This window comes from Janthinobacterium sp. JC611 (genome assembly GCF_018682595.1).
In the GTDB taxonomy this organism is placed as follows: domain Bacteria; phylum Pseudomonadota; class Gammaproteobacteria; order Burkholderiales; family Burkholderiaceae_D; genus Janthinobacterium.
The window spans coordinates 182,752-204,193 of the sequence record NZ_JAFLJN010000020.1; the positions used below are offsets into that span (position 1 = coordinate 182,752).

General features: G+C 61.4%; 21 protein-coding genes. 17 read left to right on the top strand and 4 right to left on the bottom strand.

Annotated elements, in window-relative coordinates; genetic code table 11:
- The first annotated feature begins 1 nt into the window (after position 1).
- The 13 genes from J0O65_RS13420 (at position 2) to J0O65_RS13480 (ending at position 14,609) form a co-directional block, all read left to right on the top strand.
- Complete coding sequence (locus tag J0O65_RS13420) at positions 2-1,642, top strand: hypothetical protein (RefSeq protein WP_251373739.1); 1,641 nt, start codon at positions 2-4, stop codon at positions 1,640-1,642.
- On the top strand, positions 1,617-2,531 hold the full coding sequence (locus tag J0O65_RS13425) for a glycerophosphodiester phosphodiesterase (RefSeq protein ID WP_215407430.1): 915 nt from the start codon (positions 1,617-1,619) through the stop codon (positions 2,529-2,531). Before J0O65_RS13420 ends, J0O65_RS13425 begins: the two co-directional genes overlap by 26 nt.
- A 191-nt stretch (positions 2,532-2,722) precedes the next feature.
- The gene (locus tag J0O65_RS13430; protein ID WP_215407432.1) at positions 2,723-3,901 is read left to right on the top strand and encodes a hypothetical protein; all 1,179 of its coding nucleotides are present in this window, start codon (positions 2,723-2,725) and stop codon (positions 3,899-3,901) included.
- A gap of 60 nt (positions 3,902-3,961) precedes the next feature.
- On the top strand, positions 3,962-5,017 hold the full coding sequence (locus tag J0O65_RS13435) for a hypothetical protein (RefSeq protein WP_215407434.1): 1,056 nt from the start codon (positions 3,962-3,964) through the stop codon (positions 5,015-5,017).
- An 84-nt stretch (positions 5,018-5,101) separates the two neighbouring features.
- Positions 5,102-5,716, top strand: coding sequence for a hypothetical protein (locus J0O65_RS13440; protein WP_215407436.1), 615 nt, complete (start codon positions 5,102-5,104; stop codon positions 5,714-5,716).
- A 71-nt stretch (positions 5,717-5,787) separates the two neighbouring features.
- On the top strand, positions 5,788-7,227 hold the full coding sequence (locus J0O65_RS13445) for a CsgG/HfaB family protein (protein WP_215407438.1): 1,440 nt from the start codon (positions 5,788-5,790) through the stop codon (positions 7,225-7,227).
- Positions 7,228-7,494: 267 nt separating this feature from the next.
- The gene (locus tag J0O65_RS13450; protein ID WP_215407440.1) at positions 7,495-8,520 is read left to right on the top strand and encodes a LacI family DNA-binding transcriptional regulator; all 1,026 of its coding nucleotides are present in this window, start codon (positions 7,495-7,497) and stop codon (positions 8,518-8,520) included.
- On the top strand, positions 8,520-10,007 hold the full coding sequence (locus J0O65_RS13455) for a sugar ABC transporter ATP-binding protein (RefSeq protein WP_215407442.1): 1,488 nt from the start codon (positions 8,520-8,522) through the stop codon (positions 10,005-10,007). Before J0O65_RS13450 ends, J0O65_RS13455 begins: the two co-directional genes overlap by 1 nt.
- Positions 9,988-11,007 carry an ABC transporter permease gene (locus J0O65_RS13460; protein WP_215407444.1) on the top strand — a complete coding sequence of 340 codons (1,020 nt, stop codon included), beginning with the start codon at positions 9,988-9,990 and terminating at the stop codon, positions 11,005-11,007. Before J0O65_RS13455 ends, J0O65_RS13460 begins: the two co-directional genes overlap by 20 nt.
- Before the next feature lie 97 nt (positions 11,008-11,104).
- The gene (locus J0O65_RS13465) at positions 11,105-12,046 is read left to right on the top strand and encodes a substrate-binding domain-containing protein (RefSeq protein WP_141172894.1); all 942 of its coding nucleotides are present in this window, start codon (positions 11,105-11,107) and stop codon (positions 12,044-12,046) included.
- 46 nt (positions 12,047-12,092) lie between these two features.
- Positions 12,093-13,145, top strand: coding sequence for a sugar phosphate isomerase/epimerase family protein (locus J0O65_RS13470; protein WP_215407446.1), 1,053 nt, complete (start codon positions 12,093-12,095; stop codon positions 13,143-13,145).
- Positions 13,146-13,154: 9 nt separating this feature from the next.
- Positions 13,155-14,303, top strand: a complete 1,149-nt coding sequence (locus J0O65_RS13475; protein ID WP_251373740.1) for a Gfo/Idh/MocA family protein — start codon at positions 13,155-13,157, stop codon at positions 14,301-14,303.
- A 15-nt stretch (positions 14,304-14,318) separates the two neighbouring features.
- Positions 14,319-14,609 (top strand): 2Fe-2S iron-sulfur cluster-binding protein, encoded by a 291-nt coding sequence (locus tag J0O65_RS13480; RefSeq protein ID WP_215407448.1) that lies wholly within the window; start codon positions 14,319-14,321, stop codon positions 14,607-14,609.
- Between the two features lies 1 nt (position 14,610).
- On the opposite strand, the gene J0O65_RS13485 is transcribed toward J0O65_RS13480, so the two are convergent.
- Positions 14,611-14,922 (bottom strand): hypothetical protein, encoded by a 312-nt coding sequence (locus J0O65_RS13485; RefSeq protein ID WP_215407450.1) that lies wholly within the window; start codon positions 14,920-14,922, stop codon positions 14,611-14,613.
- 91 nt (positions 14,923-15,013) lie between these two features.
- Between J0O65_RS13485 and J0O65_RS13490 the strand changes: the two genes are divergently transcribed.
- A complete protein-coding gene (locus J0O65_RS13490; protein ID WP_215407452.1) occupies positions 15,014-15,283 on the top strand; it encodes a MoaD/ThiS family protein in 270 nt (89 codons plus the stop codon).
- A gap of 4 nt (positions 15,284-15,287) precedes the next feature.
- The gene (locus J0O65_RS13495) at positions 15,288-16,391 is read left to right on the top strand and encodes a WD40/YVTN/BNR-like repeat-containing protein (RefSeq protein WP_215407454.1); all 1,104 of its coding nucleotides are present in this window, start codon (positions 15,288-15,290) and stop codon (positions 16,389-16,391) included.
- Here J0O65_RS13495 and J0O65_RS13500 read toward each other — a convergent pair.
- Positions 16,364-16,987, bottom strand: coding sequence for a TetR/AcrR family transcriptional regulator (locus J0O65_RS13500; protein WP_215407456.1), 624 nt, complete (start codon positions 16,985-16,987; stop codon positions 16,364-16,366). The genes J0O65_RS13495 and J0O65_RS13500 overlap by 28 nt on opposite strands.
- 100 nt (positions 16,988-17,087) lie before the next feature.
- On the opposite strand from J0O65_RS13500, the gene J0O65_RS13505 reads away from it, so the two are divergent.
- Positions 17,088-18,200: an MBL fold metallo-hydrolase gene (locus tag J0O65_RS13505; RefSeq protein WP_502793561.1), complete on the top strand. Its 1,113-nt coding sequence runs from the start codon at positions 17,088-17,090 to the stop codon at positions 18,198-18,200.
- Between the two features lies 1 nt (position 18,201).
- Here J0O65_RS13505 and J0O65_RS13510 read toward each other — a convergent pair whose 3' ends face one another.
- Complete coding sequence (locus J0O65_RS13510; protein WP_215407460.1) at positions 18,202-18,534, bottom strand: hypothetical protein; 333 nt, start codon at positions 18,532-18,534, stop codon at positions 18,202-18,204.
- A 453-nt stretch (positions 18,535-18,987) separates the two neighbouring features.
- Between J0O65_RS13510 and J0O65_RS13515 the strand changes: the two genes are divergently transcribed.
- Positions 18,988-19,998 carry a substrate-binding domain-containing protein gene (locus J0O65_RS13515; RefSeq protein WP_215407462.1) on the top strand — a complete coding sequence of 337 codons (1,011 nt, stop codon included), beginning with the start codon at positions 18,988-18,990 and terminating at the stop codon, positions 19,996-19,998.
- Positions 19,999-20,063: 65 nt separating this feature from the next.
- Here the strand turns inward: J0O65_RS13515 and J0O65_RS13520 are convergent, their stop codons facing one another.
- Positions 20,064-21,158: a type I restriction endonuclease gene (locus J0O65_RS13520; RefSeq protein ID WP_215407464.1), complete on the bottom strand. Its 1,095-nt coding sequence runs from the start codon at positions 21,156-21,158 to the stop codon at positions 20,064-20,066.
- Between the last annotated feature and the right edge of the window lie 284 nt (positions 21,159-21,442).

Consider the following 21,442-nt stretch of genomic DNA (forward strand, 5'->3'; position numbering starts at 1 on the left):
GATGGCCGCGAGTTTGCGCAGTCTGCAAATCCGGCAGACCTTGATCCTGATCGTCCTGACGATCATATACCTGTGCTTCGAACTGGGCTTCAATGCCCGCCTGCTCGACGTGGTGGGCGGCGACGTCAAGCCGCACGACGTGGAAGGCGTGGAATTCTATGGCCGCAGCCTGTCGGGCATCGCCGCCGCGCTGGTGGTGCTGCAACTGATGTGGCGCCGCCGCCTGAAGAACAATGGCAGCGGCCCCGGCTGGAAAAAAATCATCTTCTGCTGCGTCGCCACGGCGGCGGTCGTGTTCGGCATTTTGAAGACCACGGTCACGGTGCTGGTCGAAACGCGCGATGCGCAATTTCGCCGCCTGGCCTTCAACACCACCCTGATGCAGCGCTCGCTGGTGGGCGGCAGCCTGCAATTGCAGGGCCTGGTCGACGATCCCACCCTGTTCGCCAAGCCCGAAGGCAAGGCCTTTCTCGCGCTGTTCCCCTTCCTGGCCGTCTCGGTGGGCCACCTCGACGAGCGCATGGAGCCGGCCAAGGAACAGTTGATCAATTTCAACGTGCGCAAGATCGCCGGCGGCGCCGCCGGTTACTATGAGAAGTACCAGCAGGCGATGCAAGAGGTGCACGGTAAGTGGAAATTGTATTCGGGTATCATTCCCGACGATGACGCGGGCTTGCGCCAGCAGCAGGAATCGGCCTGGAACGATTACCGGCAAAGCCTGTCGCGCCATGGCTGGCAGCCACATTCCGTGCCGGCGCGGCGCAAGGCGGCCGTGGTCAGCAATGTGCGCAAGAAAGTGCCCGTGGCGGCCAACTGGCATCCGGCCGATCAATTGAGCTTCCGCGCCGCCGTCAAGCGCCGCTATGCGTCGGAAGCGGCCAGCAAGGGCTTGCACATCAAGGGCGAGCGCATTCCGCCTGGCTTGTCCTTCCCCGCCTTCGTGGCGCGTCCCGGCATCCAGGCCGTCCTGCGCGACGGACCGGACGGTGGCGACGGCAGCGAAGCGAGCAAGGGCTTGCGTTTGCCCAAGGGCGCCGTGGTGCAGGAGGCGTATGCGAGCCCGGCCGATTTCAGCCGCTTGTTCGACCAGTTCGCCGCGCGCCAGACGGCGGAAAAGCTGGTGGAATACCGCGCCAGCCGCAACGACTTCGAGGTGGGCGGCAAGTACTATGCAGAGGGCAAGGAAGCGGCGCGCGCGGCCATCGTGCCACCCGTGGCGCTGTTCTTTTCGCTCTTGGGCGCCATCGGCCACTTCTCGAAGCTGCTGTACCTGATCGCCACGGTGGGCTTGCTGGTGCTGGCGGCGCGCCGGGGCGAGCAGGCGGGCGCCGATGGCCAGCTGAGCCGCCGTTCCGCGTGGATCGCCACGGGCGTGCTGGCCGGCGCCTTCCTGGGTACCTGGGGTATGTTTACCCTGTCGGACAACAATGTCACGAAGAGCGAGCTGTTCCGCCAGATGCTGGACTGGAACCGCCAGGCGGCCGACGACAGCACGCGCTGGCAAATCGCCGGCAAGGGCTTGCTGGCCAATATCACGCACGTCGTGGCGGTGGGGCAAGGCTACAGCTACCCCGTCAACGAAGCGATCCGCATCCACGTTTTGCAGGGAATTCATTATGGCTATCACCCGCAACAAAAATAAGGCGGCCGCGCTGGCCTTGCTGCTCAGCATGGCCAGCACGGCGGTGCAGGCCGATTGCCTGGGCATGCAGGTGCATGCCCACCGCGGCGCCGGCAATGCGCCGGAAAACTCGCTGAGCGCGCTGCGCAACACATATTTCGGCACCTGGGACGGCGTCGAGACGGATTTGCAGTTGCTGGGCGACGGCAGCTGGGTGGTGCACCACGACCTGCTGACGGGCAGGGTCGTCGACACGGGCTCGCCCCGCACCGTGAAACAATTGACGGCCGACGACTGGCGCGCCGCCAGCATGAAGAACCGCGGCGTGGCCACGCCGGAAACGCCGCCGTTTGTTTCCGACGTCGCCGACCTGGCGACGGCGTTCCCGGCCAAGACCCTGAACGCGGAGATCAAGGATGTCGTTTCGTCGTGCGCGCCGATCGCCACCCTGGTGGGGCAATTGCGCGCGAACATCAAGCACGGCAACTGGTTTTTGACCTCGGGCGTGCCGAACAACCTCGCTTGCGCGCGCCGCGCCGATCCGCAGGGCTACCTGGGTTTGCTCGTGTTTGACGCGCGCAACGCGCAGGCGGCAGGGGCCAACCGGGTCAGCCGCTATATCGCGAAAAATGCCCGCCCGCCCAAGCTGGACAAGCCGTGGCTGCAGCGCGTGCGGCAACAGATCGGCATGCCCGCCGGCGTGCACGTCGATGCGCGCAGCCTGGACGCCAATCCGACTCTGCTGATGGACGCGGCCAGCCTGAGCATGCCCGTCTTCGTCTACGCCGTCGATGGCGACTCGGCCCTGGCCGCGTCCCTGCTGCGCGCCCGGCAGCGCAGCCACCGCTGGCCCAGCGGCGTCATTCTTGACGGCAATCCCGAGACGTTTTGCGCGATGATGCAGAATTAAAGCTGGGCGGCGGCGATAGGTATCCATGCCGTCTGCTAAAAAATGATCCGCGATTCGCCGATATATTTTCGGCGAAATCACGGAACGTGGGGATTTATCAACAAACCTGATAAATCCGCAAAAGACATGGTTGCCTGATTAAAAATAAGTTACAATTTATAATATTTCCATGAGGTAATAGAGGCTGGTCCGTGTGGTCAAAATCCAAGATATTCGCAGTTCTGTCATTCCAACTGATTCTTTCCCTGTTCACGATCCCAGCCTGTGCCGCCGAGATGGCGGTAGCCGGATTTTCATTTTCCGGTGATTCCGCCACAGCCAGCGTTCGTTTCCCGTACACCCATCAATTATATACGCGACTGCGTGCCGATAATTCGGGCCAGACCCTGTCGCGCATCATTCACGACCGCAGTGGCAAGGTAGTCAATCCGGACCTCAGCCTGTTACCACCTGCCTCCCTCGTGAATCTGAGGAACAGCGATCAGGCATTGATCACGGTGTTGGTACTCACCGGCGAAACGGTATTGACGGAAAATTTCGGCAATTATTACAAGACATTCGTCAATTTGCGTGGCGATGCCCTGATATTCGATTACAAGAGCAAGACCGTGGTGCGCAGCTATCCCGTGAATGCAGCCTTGTTTGACGCCACGCCGGACGTGCCCGATGCGGCGCGTATTAGCGGATTCATCGAACAGTTATTGTTGAAGGAAGAAGGCAAGGGCCTGGTGACGCAATATTTGGAGCGCCTGTCGCACGCGACCTTGCCGACGCCGGGCCAACGCACGATCCAGATCCGGCGTGCCAAGGTGGCGCCCGAAGCGCTGGCGGCCATGCCCGACGCGCTGCGTAGCCAGCCGCAGCTTATGGAAAGCATGGTCGTCGACGCCTTTGCCTCGGTGCTGTCCGCCAAGGCCGGTGTGCCCTTGCTGCCGACCAAGGCTGGCGATGCCTTGGGACGCATGTCGCTGCGGTTGGAGAATGGTGACGATGTCGATTTGAGTATCGGCGAGGGTGATTATGTTTTTGATATTTCCCTGAGCAAGTTTGCCAAGATTAAAACGGCGGAAACCGCAGTCGCCGTATCGTATGTATATGGCGCTTATGCGCATGTACAGTTTTCGGAACCGTTGCTCAATTCGGATTTCCTGAATACCGACTTGAAAAATGGTGAAATGGCGATTGTTCCTGCCGGCCGCATAGGTGCTGACGATTTTGCCGCCTATCAAGATGCATTGCGAGGTCTGTTTTTAAAACTGACTGCCGCATTTGAAGGCGGAGATATGAAATGGATACAGACCGCGGCAAGTGCCAAGGATATTGGGAAACAACTTGAGGCAACTCGGGTGATATTAAAGGCGAGTAAATAGATGAAAAAATTGATATTGTTTTGCCTAGGCCTGCTTTTGGCTGGCCCGGGATTTTCCCAAGTGATCCAGGTAAAAGGCACGGCGACCGTGAAATATGCGGCCATGTTGACGGATGCCGATAAGGAAATGGCTTATCAGAAGGCGCAAATGGCGGCGATCGAACGCTATTTCGCCGAAAGCGGCGAAGCGGAATCGGAAAACTTTGAAGCGATCCAGGGAAAAATTGAAGCCAATCTGGATAAATTCCTGCTCAGTACCGTGGTCCTGAACGAGCAGGATCAGGCCAGCCTGCGTAAATATTCGGTGGCGGTGCGTGCCGAATTGAATGTGGCGAAACTCAGAAATACCCTGAAAGGCGCCAGTGCCACCGGTCGGGTATCGAACGGGGAGAAATCGCAGATGGTGTATGTGTTCGTTGGCCGCGAAGTGGCCAGCGTCAAGGCATTCGACGAGCGTGTCGTCAAGCGTGCCGAGCTGACTTTCGACGGCAGCGCGAAAACGACGGGCAGCGTGAATGGCCGCGAAGGCGAATCGCTGAGCGGCGGCGCCATTGCCACGAGCGCCACGGTGCGCCGCAACGAAAATGTTGCACTCAAGCAAACCGTCAAGGTCGAAATGGGTGGCAGCACCGTGCGCAAGGCCGATGAAACCGACTACCGCGTGTTTTCGCTGGCGAACCAGAAGACGGCCGTGACGAGCGTGTTTTCTCAGGCGGGGTATCTGGTCGCCGATCCTGAGTACGTACTCGGAGACAAGGATATTCCATCCGTGAATAAAGATTTCTCCAAAGGCAATGATCTGGCGCCAGCGACCATGCGCTCCATCGTTGCCGCCTTGCGCAAGGCGAATGTACCGCTGCTGGCATTGGCTACCTTTGACGTCAATCCTGCCGCGACCGATGAAGCGACCGGTTTGCAGCGTGTCGTCGTATCGGTCACCGGCCGCGTGCTCGATTTGCGTGGCGCGTTGCCGCGTGAAGTGGCGGCCGTGCCGCCGGTGCAGTATTTTGGCCTCGGCGGGGACAACGCGACGGCGCAGACCAAGGCATTGAAGGACGCTTCCGCGCTGGCGGCCAAGGAAATCATCAGCCGCATGAGTGCTGCCGGCGTGTATTGAGATACCGGGGCGGGCGGCAGGTCGAACGCCCGCATCCTCCCACCCTTCGACTGATTCCCATTCTTATTATAAAAAAGGCAAATTATGAAGCATATCCGTATTTCCGCACTGTTGGGCGCGACCCTGTTGGCAGTTTCGGGCCTGGCATCGGCGCAATTTGGTGGCCTGTCTGGCGCATTGGGCGGCGGCAAGGGTGTTACAGCCGAGCAAATCGTCAAAAAATATGTCGGCGGCACGCAAAGCGTCATGAAGGCCGATGCCACCATGCTGGCCGCGTTTGGTCTGAAGGAACAGTCGGACAAGGCCGCACTGGAAGCGCAGAACCTGACCGAAGGCGCCACCAAGGATAGCCTGCAGGGCGCGAGCAAGATGCAGAGCGACAACAGCAAACTGTTGGAAGAGCAAATGAAGGGCAAGAAAGTGGCCATGGACGATGCCAGCAAGCAGCGCTTTACGGAAGGCCTGGTCGATCTGTCGAAAGGCGTGATTCAGTACGTCGGCATGAGCAAGGACGTGGGCAGCTTCAAGCCATCGGTCAGCTCGCTGGGTGCATCGGCCAATTCGGCCCTGTTCATCGCACAGAACTTGCCATCGTCGATCAAGGCCGTCGGCAGCACCTTGAAAGTGGCGATTGACTTTGCCAAGAACAATAACATTCCGCTGCCGAAAGAAGCCAACGACGCTACGGCATTGCTGTAATTCAAAAGCTTGGCAGGTAGGACAGCAGGGCGACTGGTTCGCCCTTTTTTTTTGCAACAATGGAATTGCCTATGAAGATCACAATGAAATCCGGCATGCCGGCCATGCTGCTGAGTATTGCGCTGGGCCTGGCTGCTTGCGGCGAAAAAGCGGCGCAGGCGCCTGTGGCGTCGAGCGCGCCCAAGCTGACGCAGACACCCGACGTTGGCCAGGTTGAACAAGTCACCACGACGGCAAGCGGCAGCGGCATTTCGCCCGGTGCCGCGCTCAACGACGCACTCAAGCTGGCCATCATGCAAGTCAATGGCACCGCCGTGCAAGCCACGTCGAGCAATGCGTCCATGTTTGAACAAGTAACGGCAACGCTCGATGTCGATTCGACGGCCGGCTCGGGGAGCGCCAGCATGAAGGCGACCATGCAGGGCCAGGCTTTTGCCGAACAGATCATCAGTCAATCGAAGGGCGTGGTGTCTTCGTTCAAGGTGGTCGATGTGTCATCGCCGTTTTCAAAGGGTGGACTTTACAAGGTCGAGATCGAGGCGCGCATTGCCAAGTTCAAGGCACCCGCCGACAGCGGCAAGATCAAGATCGTCGTGGCGCCGCTGCGTAGCGAGCAAGCCAGCTTCAACATTGGCGGGCGCGCGGTGCCGGCGCAGGAAGTGCTGGCGCCGATACGCCAGCAGATCATTGACGTCCTCTCGCAGACAGGCCGCTTCAGTGTGCTGGATCGCCAGTTTGAGGGCGAGTTGCAGGATGAATTGAATATGATTACCTCAGGTAACGCCCCGAGTAGCGACCTTGCCAAGCTGGGACAGGCGCTGAGCGCGGATCTGGTATGGGTCGGCGTGGTCAATGAATTCGCTTACCAGCGTCATGCGCGCAAGTTGCAGACCTCGGACCGCGAACTGGTGTCGTACGCCGGTGCCTGGTCGGTCTCGCAACGCATGATCAATCTGGCCACGCGGCAAATCCTGCAATCGACCACCCTGCGTGGCGAGCCGCCAGCCATTGCCGCCACGACCCTGGGCAGTAACTTCAACGAGAGCCAGACGCTGAAGAATATGCAGGCAGAGATCGTTAAACAGGCCACCGAGGCTATCCTGCTGCGCACCTTCCCCATTTCCATCGTCGAACGCGATGGCGATAACGTCGTGTTGAGCCAGGGGGGCAACGCCGTGGCGGAAAATGGCCGCTATCGTGTGTATCAGCAAGGCAAGGAAATCAAGGATCCGCAGACCGGCCAGTCGCTGGGCAATATGGAAAAACTATGTTGCGAGGTGCGCATCGAGCGCGTGACGCCGAACTTGTCGTATGGGGTGCTGGAAAACGTCAAGATCAAGCTCGACGGTATCGCTGCTGGCGCGTTGCAGGTGCGGGAAGCGGCGCCGGTAGAAAAGTCCGTCGTCAAGGCCGAGCCTGCGGCGGCGGCGGTGAAAACCGAAGCCAAGCGCAGCGCGCCTGGCGCGGCAGCCAAAAATGCCGCCGCAGAGGCGGGCGACAAGGACTGGTGAGAGCTGCATGGCCCAGCGGATCCTGGCACCTCGCCACGGATCCAGGCTGCCGGGCCGTTGCCGGGCCACCGGCGCGCTGTGGCTGGCGCCAGTCTTTTCCTGAAATATCATTTTGCTACGCAACACACGCCCGCCCTGCCCCGCAACGCTGTACTGCGGCGGCATCTGCGGGCCATTTTTTTTTGCGCATCGCAGCATCGATAATGTTTGCATCGCTCGCGCGGCTGGCTTATAAATGTAATCGATTACATTTTATTCAAAAGCACCATGCCGCCAGCCGTTCCCTCTTCCTTGCCGACAGAAACCGTCTCCATCAGCGCCGTTGCCGCGCATGCGGGGGTGTCGGTGGCCACCGTCTCGCGCGTGATGAATGAGCAGGCGGGGGTGCGGGCGCCCACGCGCGACAAGGTGCTCGCTTCCGTGGCGGCGCTCGGCTACCGCATGAACCACCTGGCGCGCAGCCTGCGCACGGCCGAGAGCCGCATGCTCTTGACCATGGTGCCCGACGTGGGCAACCCCTTCTATGCGCAGATCGTGCGCGGCATCGATACGGTGGCGCGCGAACATGGCTATTTCGTGCTGCTGTGCGATACGGGCGCCGACGCGGGCCGCGAGCGCTCCTATTTCGACTTGCTGCGCATGCACCGCGCCGACGGCGCCATCTGCCTCGACCCGGACACGGTGCAGCATGCGCTGTCGCATGAGTCCGTCAGCCTGCCGTGGGTGGCGTGCTGCGAATTCGACCCCGGCGTGGCCGTGCCCTATGTCGGCATCGACAATCACCGGGCCGCCTCCGACGCCGTCGCGCATTTATTGTCGCGCGGCCATACGCGCATCGGCCTGATCAACTCCGACGAACGTTATCTGTATGCGCGGCAACGCCAGCAAGGTTATCTGGACACCCTGGCCGCCGCCGGCCTGCCCGTGCAGCCGCAGTGGGTGCACACGGTGCAAAGCCTCGACTATGAAGCGGGCACGGCCGCCACCCTGCGCATGATGGCGCAGCCCGATGCGCCGACGGCCATCTTCGCCGTGTCCGACACCCTGGCCATCGGCGTGCTGAGCGCGCTGCGCCAACTGAAGAAACGCGTGCCCGAGGACGTGGCCGTCATCGGCTTCGACGATATCGCCATCGCCGCGCAGATCGACCCCGGTCTCAGCACCATCGCGCAACCGATGCGCGAACTGGGCGAGACGGCGGCCCGTTTGCTGCTGCAGCGCTTGGCGGACCCGGCTGTGAACGTGCCTGGGGTGCTGCTGCAACACCGATTAATTCTGCGAGGGAGTGCATAGTGAGCGTTGCCGTCGGTTTCGAGGGGGTGTGCAAGGATTTCGGCCCCGTGCGCGTCTTGCATGGCGTCAGTTTTACCCTGTCGCCCGGGCGCGTGTATGGCTTGCTGGGCGAAAATGGCGCCGGCAAGTCCACCCTGATGAAAATCCTCGCCGGCTACGAGAGCGTGAGCGAAGGCCAGCTGCTGATCGATGGCCAGCCCCGGCGTTTCGCCAGCTCGCGCGCGGCCGAGAGCGCCGGCATCGTGCTGATCCACCAGGAATTCAACCTGGCCGAGCACCTGACGGTGGCGCAAAACATGTTCCTCGGCCACGAGCAGACGCGCGGCTGGCTGCTGGATGAAGCCGCCATGCGCGAGGAAGCGTCGCGCTACCTGAAACAGGTGGGGTTGGACGTGTCGCCCGATACCACAATCCGCGACCTGATCGTGGCCGAAAAACAACTTGTGGAAATCGCCAAGGCCCTGTCGCGCCGCGCCCGCTTCCTCATCATGGATGAGCCGACCGCCACGCTGACGTCGTCGGAAACCCAGCGCCTGTTCGCCGTCATGGCCCAGCTCAAAAGCGATGGCGTGACGATTTTGTATATCTCGCACAAGCTCGACGAAGTGGAGCGCAACACGGACGAGGTCATCGTCATGCGCGACGGCCGCTTCGTCACGCGCGAGCCGACGGCCAGCCTCACGCGCCAGCAGATGGCGAACCTGATGGTGGGGCGCGAACTGTCCGACATGTTCCCGGCGAAAGCGGCGCTGGCCGAGGATGCTCCCGTGCTGCTGAAGGTGGACGGCTTGTGCGTGCCCGGCTGGTCGCAGGACTTGTCCTTCGAGGTGCGCGCCGGCGAAGTGCTGGGCTTTGCCGGCCTGGTGGGCGCGGGGCGCACGGAATCGTTCGAGGCACTGCTGGGCTTGCGTCCGCGCAGCGCGGGCAAGATCGAGCTCAACGGCCAGCCCGTGGATATCCGCACGCCCAGGCAAGCCATGCAGCACGGCATGACGTATCTGAGCGAAGACCGCAAGGGCAAGGGCTTGCATGTGAACCTGGGCTTGCGCGAAAACCTCACCATGATGACGATGGAGCGCTATGCGCGGCCGTGGCTCGATGTGGCAGGCGAGAAAGCGGCGCTGGCCAGGGCCGTGCTGGACTTCAATATCCGTACGGGCGACCTGGACAGCCGCGCGCGCATGCTGTCGGGTGGCAACCAGCAAAAGCTGGCGCTGGCGAAATACCTGCATTCAGATCCGCGCGTCGTCGTGCTCGACGAGCCGAGCCGTGGCGTGGACGTGGGCGCCAAGCGCGACATTTACTTCTTGATCCACCGCCTGGCCGCCGAAGGGCGCGCCGTGATCGTGATCTCGTCCGAACTGATCGAATTGATCGGCCTGTGCCACCGGGTCGCCGTGATGCGCGCCGGCACCTTGCAAGCCACCCTGTCTGCTGACCACCTGACCGAAGAGGAGTTGATTGCCCATGCAACCGGCACGCACTGACACCACCGTATCCCCGCTTGCCACCGCCGTTGCCCGATTCGGCGCGCGCATCAAGGGTTTCGGCCCCGTGCTGGGCCTGTTATCTTTGTGCATCGCGGGCACCCTGCTCAACGGCGACTTCGCCACCGTGGACAACTTGATGAACGTGCTCACGCGCACGGCCTTCATCGGCATCATCGCCGTCGGCATGACCTTCGTCATCATCTCGGGCGGCATCGATCTGTCGGTCGGCTCGATGGCGGCCCTGATCGCCGGCTGCATGATCTATTTCATGAATGCGCTGGCGCAAGGGGCGGGCGGCGACCTGGCGCCGCTCACCATGCTGGTGCTGGGCATCGCCATGGCCTTGATCCTGGGCGCCGGATTCGGCCTGATGCATGGCTTGCTCATCAGCAAGGGCAATATCGAACCGTTCATCGTGACCCTCGGCACCTTGGGCATCTTCCGCGCCGTGCTCACTTACCTGGCCGATGGCGGCGCCCTGACCCTGGACGCCACCCTGTCCGAGCTTTACAGCCCCGTGTACTACACGAGCGTGCTGGGCGCGCCGATCCCGATCTGGATCTTTTTGTTCGTCGCGGCGGCCGGCGCCATCATATTGAACCGCACCACGTTCGGCCGCCACGTGCAGGCAATTGGTTCCAACGAGCAAGTGGCGCGCTATGCGGCCATCAACGTCGACAAGGTGAAAATTGCCACCTACATGCTGCTGGGCGTGTGCGTGGGCATCGCCACGGTGCTGTACGTGCCGCGCCTGGGCTCGGCCACGCCGACCACGGGCTTGCTGTGGGAACTCGAAGCGATCGCCGCCGTCGTCGTTGGCGGCACGGCCCTCAAGGGCGGGGAGGGGCGCATCGTCGGCACCGTCATCGGCGCCATCCTGCTGTCCGTGATCAGCAATATCCTGAATTTGACCAGCATCATCAGTGTCTACCTGAATGCCGCAGTGCAAGGTGTGGTGATCATCGCCGTCGCCTTCCTGCAGCGAGGCCGCAAATAAAACAAGAGCGGCGTTCTGAAAGGGCGGCCACCGGGCGCCCTCAACCTTGGAGGAGAGCAGCATGAAGAGCTTTAGACGGGTAGCAGGGGTAGCAGGGATGGCAGTGCTGGTGATGCAGGCGTGGGCGCTGCCGATGGGGCAGGCACAGGCGGCAGAGAAATTGGTGGTCGGCGTGGCGATTCCCACGGCCACGCACAGTTTCACCTCGGGCATCGTGTGGTGGGCCAACCAGGCCAAGGCGGAGCTGGAGAAGGCCCATCCAGGCGTGAAAATCATCGTCAAGACGGCCGCCACGGCGCCCGAGCAGGCGAACCAGTTGCAGGACATGTTGACGGTGAACAAGATCAACACCCTGGTGATCTTCCCCATCGAGTCGGCGTCCTTGACGCAGCCCGTGGCGCAAGTGAAAAACAAGGGCGTGTACGTGACGGTGGTGGACCGCGGCTTGACGAATACGCAGTCGCAGGATGCCTACATCGCGGGCGACAACACGGCCTTCGGCAAGCTGCCGGCCGAATATCTGGCGAAAAGTTTAAATGGCAAGGGCAATATCGTCGTGCTGCGCGGCATGCCGACGACCCTGGACAACGAGCGCTACGATGCATTCAGTGCCGTGATGAAGGGCCATCCCGAGATCAAGGTGCTCGACGCCAAGTATGGCAACTGGAACCGCGACGATGCCTTCAAGGTCATGCAGGATTATTTGACGCGCTTCAAGCACATCGACGCCGTCTGGGCCGCCGATGACGACATGGCCATCGGCGTGCAAAAGGCCATCGCGCAAGCCAAGCGCACGGACATCAAGCAAGTGTTCGGCGGCGCGGGCGCGAAGGGCGCCGTGAAGAAGATCATGGACGGTTCCGACCCGCTGATCGTGGCCGACGTGTCGTACTCGCCCAAGTTCATGTATGACGCCATCAAGCTGACGACGGAAGCGCGCCTGAAAGGTGATAAATTGCCGGCCAATACGATCATCCCCTCGGTGCTGATCACGCGCGAGAACGCGAAGCAATTCTACTTTCCGAACTCGCCTTTTTAAACTGAACCTCCCCCGGGGCCAGATTTCCGGGGGCTAAAGGATACCCATGAAAACCATCCAGGGCCCGGCCATTTTCCTGGCCCAGTTTCTCGGCGACGAGCCGCCGTTCGACTCGCTCGAGCACCTGGCGCAATGGGCGGCCGGCCTGGGCTACAAGGGCTTGCAGCTGCCGACGGCGCCGCGATTGTTCGACCTGGAGCAGGCGGCTGCCAGCCAGCAGTATTGCGACGACGTGCAAGCCCTGCTGGCGCGCCACGGCTTGCAGGTGACGGAACTGTCGACGCATTTGCAGGGCCAGCTGATCGCCGTGCATCCCGCCTACGACGCCTTGTTCGACGGCTTCGCGCCCGAGCATGTGCGCGGCGATTCCGCCGCCCGCACGGCCTGGGCCACGCAGCAATTGCTGTGGGCGGCCACCGCCTCGCAGCGCCTGGGGCTCACTGCCCACGTGACGTTTTCCGGCGCGCTGGCCTGGCCGTATCTGTACCCGTGGCCGCAGCGCCCCGCCGGCCTGGTGGAAACGGCGTTCGCGGAACTGGCGCAGCGCTGGCTGCCCATCCTTGACGCCTTCGACGCGGCCGGCGTGGACCTGTGCTATGAGTTGCATCCGGGCGAGGACTTGCACGACGGCGTGACCTTCGAGCGCTTCCTGGCCGCCGTCGACGACCACCCGCGCGCGGCTATCCTGTACGACCCCAGCCACTTCGTGCTGCAGCAGCTCGACTATCTTGCCTTCATCGACATCTATCATGCGCGCATCAAGGCCTTCCACGTCAAGGATGCGGAATTCCGGCCCAACGGGCGCCAGGGCGTGTATGGCGGTTATGGCGACTGGCAGGAGCGGGCCGGGCGCTTCCGCTCGCTGGGCGACGGGCAGATCGACTTCAAGGCGATTTTCTCGAAGATGGCGCAGTACGACTTCCCCGGCTGGGCCGTGCTGGAATGGGAATGTTGTCTGAAACATCCGGAGGATGGCGCGGCCGAAGGGGCGCGCTTCATCCGCGAGCACATCATCCACGTGGCGCAGCACGCGTTCGACGATTTCGCGGACAGCGCGGTGGACCAGGATCAAATTCATCACTTGCTGGGCTTGAAATAGGGGGACGACATGCAGCGACGGATACGCTTGGGCATGGTAGGGGGCGGGCAGGGCGCGTTCATCGGCGCCGTGCACCGCATCGCGGCGCGCATCGATGACCAGTACGCACTGGTGGCGGGCGCCCTGTCGTCCGACCCGCAGCGCGCGCGCGACAGCGGCGCCGCGCTGCATCTTTCTCCGGAGCGCTGCTACAGCGATTACCACGCCATGGCGCAGGCGGAGGCCGCGCGCGCGGACGGCGTCGAGGCCGTGGCCATCGTCACGCCGAACCACTTGCATGCGCCCGTCGCCACGGCGTTCCTGGAGGCGGGCATCCACGTGATCTGCGACAAGCCGCTGGGAATATCTCTGGCGGAGGGTCAGGCGCTGGCGGCGCTGGCCGGGCAGAAAAATCTGCTGTTCGCGCTCACGCATACCTACAGCGGCTACCCGCTGCTGCGCCACGCGAAAGCCATGGTCGAGGCGGGCGACATCGGCGAGCTGCGCCTCGTGCAAGTCGAGTATTCGCAGGACTGGCTGGCCGATGCGATCGCGGCCGGCGGCATGAGCGAGGGCAACTGGCATAACGACCCGCACAAGGCCGGGCCGGGCGGCGTGCTGCTCGACGTGGGCTTGCACGCGTATCACCTGGCGCAGTTCGTCAGCGGCCAGACGCCGCAGCAGGTGCTGGCGGAACTGTCGACCTTTGTGCCGCATCGCACCCTGGACGACCACGTGCAGGTGATGCTGCGCTACGCCAACGGAGCCAAGGGTACCCTGTGGGCCAGCCAGGTGGCGACGGGCTGTGAAAACACGGTGCGATTGCGCCTGTTCGGCAGCAAGGCGCAGCTGGACTTTGACCAGGAACAACCGAATGAGCTGTGGTGTACGCCGCAGGGCGGCAACCGCCAGCTCTTGCGTCCTGGGCGGGTCGACAGCGCCGCCGCGCGCCACGCGACGCGCGTGCCGGCCGGCCATCCGGAAGGCTATTTGGAAGCGTTCGCCCAGCTGTACCTGGACGCGGCCTTGCGCATCCGCGCGTTGCAATCGGGCTTGCCCGTGCCGCAAGCGGCGCGCTGGCTGCCCACCGTCACCGATGGCGTGGCCGGCCTGGCCTTTGCCGAAGCCGTGCTGCGCAGCCATGCGGCGGGTGCCAGCTGGACGACCCTGGCAAGCTGACTGTTACACTGGGGCATGCGCTCCTTTACCATCACCCTCGTCCCGCAAGGCTGGCAATTCCCGGCCGCCGCCGGCGCCACCGTGCTGGCCGCCGCCGAGCTGGCCGGCATCCGCCTGCTCAGTTCCTGCCGCAACGGCACCTGCCGCACCTGTCTCTGTCACATGCCCGAGGGACAGATACGCTACACGGTGGAGTGGCCCGGCATCAGCCCCGATGAACGGCTGGATGGTTACATTCTGCCCTGCGTGGCCGTGGCGGAAAGCGACCTCACCATCCAGGCGCGGGCCGTGCGCACGGGCGGCTGACTCAGGATGGCTTGCCGCCCTTGAGGCGCTCCAGCAGCGCCTCCACGCTGTCGCTGACGGGCAAGCCGTGGCGGCGCAGCAACTGCACGTGCAAGACCAGGTTTTCCAGCACCAGCTTGGCGGCCACGGCCAGCAGGGCCAGGTTGCGGTCTTCCGGGCTGAAGCTTTCCATCGCATCGGCCATCTCGCACAGGTGGTTGGCGATCAGGCCCCGCAATTCCTGCTCGTTGAAGGGCAGGTCGGCAAAGTCGATGGGATCGGCCACTTCCACTTCCTGCATCAGCACCGCTAGTTCTTCCGGGGTAATCGTCATGCCTGGCCTCCTTGTGTGCTTGCCTCTATTTTAATTGTATTGGACGCAAAGGGGACTAGAATGACTCCAGGCCGATGACGTCGAAGGCAGCATGGCGTACTTGCATTTTACACAGCAACTGGCGCGTTTCCTCAACATCCCCACGGTGGAGGTGGCCGAGCCACGCCTGCGCGCCGCCCTCGATGCCGTGTTTGCGCGGCAGCCGCGCCTGCGCGGCTACGTGCTTGACGAGCAGGGCGCCTTGCGTGCCAACGTGGTGATCTTCATCGACGGCGCCCGCTGCCGCGAGCGGCGCGTGCTGGACGACGCCTTGCGGCCCGACAGCCAGGTGTATATCTTGCAGGCACTTTCAGGAGGTTGACGCCATGACAGCAGTCCCGCAGCGCGCGTATCTCGGCACCCGCAAGGGGCTGTTCCAGTTCGATGTCGATGCGGCCGGCGCCTGGCAGCTGGCGCTGGTGCAATTTGCCGGCGACCCCGTCTCCATGCTGCTGCACGATGGCCGCGACGGCGCCCTGTACGCGGCCCTGAACCTGGGGCATTTCGGCGCCAAGCTGCACCGGCGCGACGCGGGCGGGCAATGGCAGGAAGTCGCCGTGCCCGCCTACCCCACGAAACCGGAAGACAGCAGCGATAGCGTGGACTGGACCCTGCGGCAGATCTGGTCGCTGGCGGCCGGCGGCGCGGACCAGCCCGGCGTGCTGTGGGCGGGCACCCTGCCTGGCGGCTTGTTCCGCTCAAGCGACCGTGGCGACAGCTGGCAACTGGTGGAATCCCTGTGGAACGTGCCGCAGCGGGCGCAGTGGTTTGGCGGCGGCTATGACGTGCCCGGCATCCACAGCATCTGCGTCGACCCGCGCGACAGCGCCAAGGTACTGGTCGGCGTGTCCTGCGGCGGCGTATGGCAAACGTTGGATGGCGGCGCCAGCTGGGCCTTGAGCGCGACGGGCATGCGCGCCGACTACATGCCGCCCGAGCTCGATGAAAACGAAGCCGTGCAAGACCCGCACCGCATCGTGCGCAGCGCCGGCACGCCCGACGCGCTGTGGTGCCAGCACCATAACGGCATCTGGCGCTCGCAGGACGCGGGCTGGCACTGGCAGGAAGTGAGCACGGCGCCGCTGTCGCATTTCGGCTTTGCCGTGGCCGTGCATCCGCGCGATGGCGGCACGGCCTGGTTCGTGCCCGCGCAGGCGGACGTGCTGCGCATTCCCATCGATGGCGCGCTGGCCGTGACGCGCACGCGCGATGGCGGGAACACCTTTGAGGTGTTGCGCGATGGATTGCCGCAGCAGCATTGCTACGACCTCGTGTATCGCCACGGGCTGGCGCTGGCCGACGATGGGCGCAGTTTATTGATGGCGTCGACGACGGGCGGCGCCTGGTATTCCGGCGACGAAGGCGAGCATTGGCAAACCATCTCTGCCCACTTGCCGCCCGTTTATGCCGTCTGTTTTGCCACGCCGTAGTAGCACAGGAAGATATCGACGGCCAGTTCCGTCACTTCGCGCCGGCGTTCCGGGCTCAGCAGAGGCTCACCGAGGGTGATCTGCGGCCAGAAGGCAAACGTCTTCAGTGGCGACATCAGCAGGTGCGCCACTTCCAAGGTCTCGCCCGCCTTGATGCGCCCATCTTGCTGCGCCGCGCGGATCCAGATATTCAAGCCCGTTTCCTTTTCATTCAGGCGCGCCACCATCGCTTGCGCGCGTTCGGGCGAGTGGATGGTTTCGCCAAAGATCACGCGCGCCAGGTCGATGAAGGCCGGGTCGCACAGCAAGTCCATTTTTTGCTCGACCAGGGCCAGCACTTGCGGGCGCAGCGGCTGGTCGGCAACATAGGGTACGGCAGGCTGGGCCATGCTGCTTTCCCACATGCGCTGCAGGATTTCCGCGAACAGCTCGTCCTTGCTGGGGAAATGGTTGTACACGGTGCGCTTGGAAACGGCGGCCGTGGCGGCGATCCTGTCCATGCTGGTCGCATCAAAACCGTGCTCGCGGAACTCGGCGATGGCGGCATCGACGATGGCGACGCGCTTGCGGTCGGTGAGGCGTTGCGGTGCGGCCATGACTGAAAATCTCCTTTGAAAACAATATTTTACACCTCCTGGTTTACTTTGCCAGAAATAGGAACTACACTGTGTAGTGTAATTTAATCCTTGCGTTTTATTGACCGGGCCGCACATGCACTTGCACCGTATCTTATTCTTGGGAGTCTTGATCATCATGAGTTCTTGCACCTTGCGCGGCGAGCCTGTGGCCCCCGCGTCTTCCTCAACCTTGTCTTTACAACGCCACGAAGGCAAGTTCCGCAATCCCGTGCAGATGCACAAGCTGGGCACGGCGGCAACGCTCAAACTGATGTGGACATTTGTCTTTGACAAGCCGGACAGCACGGTGCCGGCCGCTGCCGTGCCCGTGCAAGCCTTGACCCAGGCGCAGTTGCTGGCCGCGCCAGACAACAGCCTGTTTCGCCTCGGCCACTCGACCCTGCTGCTGAAACTGAACCATGAATTCTTCCTCACCGACCCCGTGTTTTCCGAGCGGGCCTCGCCGGTGCAGTGGGCCGGACCGAAGCGTTTCCACCAGCCGCCCATCAGCATCGCCGACTTGCCGCCGATCAAGGCCATCATCCTGTCGCATGACCATTACGACCACCTCGACCAGGCCGCCGTGCTGCAACTGGCCGCCAAGACCGAGCACTTCGTCGCACCGCTGGGCGTGGGCGACACCCTGGTCGCCTGGGGCGTGCCGGCCGCCAAGGTACGGCAGTTCGACTGGTGGCAAGGCACCACGATTGCCGGCGTGAAACTCGTCGCCACGCCGTCGCAGCATTTCTCGGGGCGCGGCTTGTTTGACGGCAATCAAACCCTGTGGGCGTCGTGGGTCATCGACGCGCCGGACGTGCGCGTGTTTTTCAGCGGCGACTCCGGCTATTTCGATGGTTTCAAGCAGATCGGCGACCAGTACGGCCCGTTTGACGTGACCATGATCGAAACGGGCGCGTATGACAAGCTGTGGCCGGACGTGCACATGCAGCCGGAGCAGACCTTGCAAGCCCATCTGGACTTGCGCGGCAAGTGGCTCATGCCCGTGCATAACGGCACCTTTGACCTGGGCCTGCACGCGTGGCATGAACCGTTTGACCGCATCACGGGACTGGCGGCGAAGCAGGGCGTGCACCTGGCCACGCCGCAGATGGGCGAAGCGGTCGACCTGGCGCAGCCGAAGAAGGGCGAAAAATGGTGGCTGGCGATGCTGGAAGAGGAAATGCTGCGGTAATTTACGCCGTCACGTCGATCAGGCGCCCCACAGTCTGGCCGTAGCCGTTCAGCTGGGGCGTGCTTTTCGGCGCGGCGGGGGCCGGTTGCTGCGGCACGGCCACCTTGATCGCCCGGTCCAGCTGCGGCGCCTTGATGGCGGGCTGGGCATCGGCCTGCGCTTGCCGGCTGCTGCGCTGCGTCTGGCTCAAGGTTTCCTGTTCCCGCGCCAGCAGCTGGCGGCTTTGCGCCAGCTGTTCGCTGTCGCGCCGCACCTGGTTCTGGCCTTGTTCGACCCTGCGCTGCGCCGTGGCCAGCGAGGCTTGCAAGTTGTTGACGGACGTAGGCGTGAGCATATTGTTCACCTTTGAAAGTATATCCAGGCGTGCAGGCAAGGGAGCAAGCCGGGCCGATGTGCCGCGCCAGGCATCATTGCCCGAACATGCCAGGCGGTAACCTTTACCTGAATCAAGAGTAGGACAAATTCTCCCACAGTGCCAGTCAATTATGTTTTCTTGATAATGCTATCGTGTGCGCCATGCGTTGCCGATCGGGCAGGCCTCTGCTGCTGCAGCAGCTGTCAAAGTGAGTACACGCTATCAATTCAGGCCTTGGTCTTTATGCTTCCCCCTATGCCAGGCTGCGGCGAGGGGGCAAGTGCGCCCACTCAAAATGTTGCTTTTTAAATAGTCAATATATTGTTGTTTTTCTACCATGTCTGCGCACGTGTATGCGCGGCCTGTGTGGCGCTCTGGGCTATAATGGACGGTCAGAGTTGGTTTCTTTTGCCATACAGACAGGTAGTTAACATGAATCTCAAGAGCCTCGCAATTGCCCTCGGCATGTCGAAAACGACAGTCAGCAGGGCGTTGAACGGCTATCCGGAAGTCAATTCCCGCACCCGTGAAATCGTCCTGGCCGCCGCCAAGAAAGTCGGCTACCGTCCCAATCCGCTGGCGCGCAGCCTGGCCGTTGGCCGCACCAATGTGCTGGGCATGATCTATCCCCTGCTGCCCAGCGACCTGGGTGACAGCGTCTTCCTTTCCGTGGTGAACGGCATGTCCGACGCCGTCGAAGCGTCGAAGATGAGCCTGATCATCGCCCCCGTGTCGCCGCAGAATGAGCAGCCGTCATATGAAACCATGGTGCGCGGGCGCCAGGTCGACGGCCTGGTCGTGGGCCGCACCAAGGTGGTTGACGAGCGCATCGCGTATTTGACGAAGGTGGGTTTTCCCTTCGTCGCGAATGGCCGCACGCGCATCGACGCGCCGTATGCGTATTTTGATTACGACAACGACACGGGCATCGACCTGGCCGTTTCCTTCCTGGCGGCACACGGCCACCAGCGCATCGCCCTGCTGAGCGCGCCGCTGGAGCTGCATTTTGCTTATGAGCGCAAGGAAAGCTTTATACGCTGCATGGCGCAGGCGGGCTTGCCGCTGGACCCGGACTATCTGCTCGACAATACTTTTGATCGCCGCAGCGGCTACCAGGCCATGCAGCAATTGCTGGCCTGCTCGCCCCGCCCCACGGCCGTCATCGTCGACAACCATTTGTCCGGCGTAGGCGTGGTACGCGCGCTGATGGATGCGGGCATCGCGATCGGCAAGGAAATCTCCGTCATCGTCTGGGGCAATGTGGAAGATACCTTGATCGGCATCAACGTCACCACCATCGACCAGCCCGACCTGCGCCGCGCCGGCGCCAAGATGGTCGAAATGCTGCAATCCTTGCTGGCCGGCACGCCGCCGGAAAAACTGCAGGAAATCTGGCAACCGGTGCTGTTGCCGGGAGCGACGGTGGGGCGTTGCGCGGATTGAATCAGGATGCGTTGCAAGTCCGAGACTTCTCCCGGACTTGACTCTACTGTACCTAATACTATTTCTTACGCTGTTTTCTCTGCATCTTCCGCAGGCAAATGCATCAGGACGGTAGCTTTTAGTTGCTCTGCATGTGTGTACAGATCGTCTAGGCTGGCAATTGGGAACTTTTCTTCTTCTCGCTTTTGATTGAACAGGCCAACGGCAAGTTTTTCAGTATTGTTGAAGCGTAGGCGACAAACTGGCTTGCGATTGTTGTCGTCTAGCAGTATTGCACAGTAACTCTGCGAATCACGCATGACAATGCGGCGTGAACTGACGACACCCCGCAGTATCGCGCGGATGATGTGCAATCCTTCGATCTCTTCTGGTGTCGTGATAATCGGGTTTTCAACGACACCTTCAGGAGAAATAACGGGGGTCAATTCTTGTGCTGGCGATGATTCCGGTGTCATCGCGCCCTTGAGGCGATCATTGATGCGCTCCCCCAACAATTGCTCAAATGCCCGCTTGGTAATGACGGTAAACTGATCTTTGACAGCGGGTGTAAAGCGCTTTCCTCCGAGTAAATCTGACGACAGTATTTTTACGAACTCTTCGGATGGATTGTGCGTCCATTCCGCCAGACGATTTTGGATGGCACGCGTATATTTTAGATCGTTCGCTGTCGTTAATATGGTATCGACGTCGAATTGAGATTTTGCAAATTTCTTGAGCTCATCCACATCCCGTTCTTTGAAGTCCAGAATATTAAATTCAAAGAAGGGTTTTTCGTCCATCTTGTTGGTTTGTTCAAGGTCGGTGAAGAATTTATAGGTAAGCCCATTTGTCAACACACCGAATCGTGCTGCGGTGACATGGAAATATCTGAACAACTGCCCAGCATGATTGATGCTCAGGTCTCCACCACTTTTCTTGCATTCGAAGAGAATAATCGGCTTGCCATCACTGAGAATTGCATAATCGACCTTCTCTCCTTTTTTTGTGCCCACATCGGCAATTAATTCTGGTGTCACTTCCGTGGGATCGAATACGTTGTAGCCAAGTATCTGGATGAAGGGCATGATCATCGCGTTTTTTGTGGCCTCCTCCGTCTGAATAATATCCTTGGTTGCTGCAATCCGGGAGGCAAGAGCTCTGAGTTGGTCGATTAAATCCATTGCTTTTCCTATGACGTGGTTAGAAATGCGTGAACGTACTCGTTCCCGTTGAAAGTACAGAATGAACGAATAAGTTTTGCACGAATTTCATCTTCATGGCAATGAAAATCGAATTTTATGAAAAAAGCAGACACAAAGAAAAAATCATGAAGTTTCTTTTGATTATTTTAAGGAAATTATTTACATTGAAAGTGTAGATAATTTAATATTATTAATAAAGTAAATGCTACGAGAATTATCGGCATTGGTGAAAGTCATAAAATACTCGATCAGTCTCTTTTTAT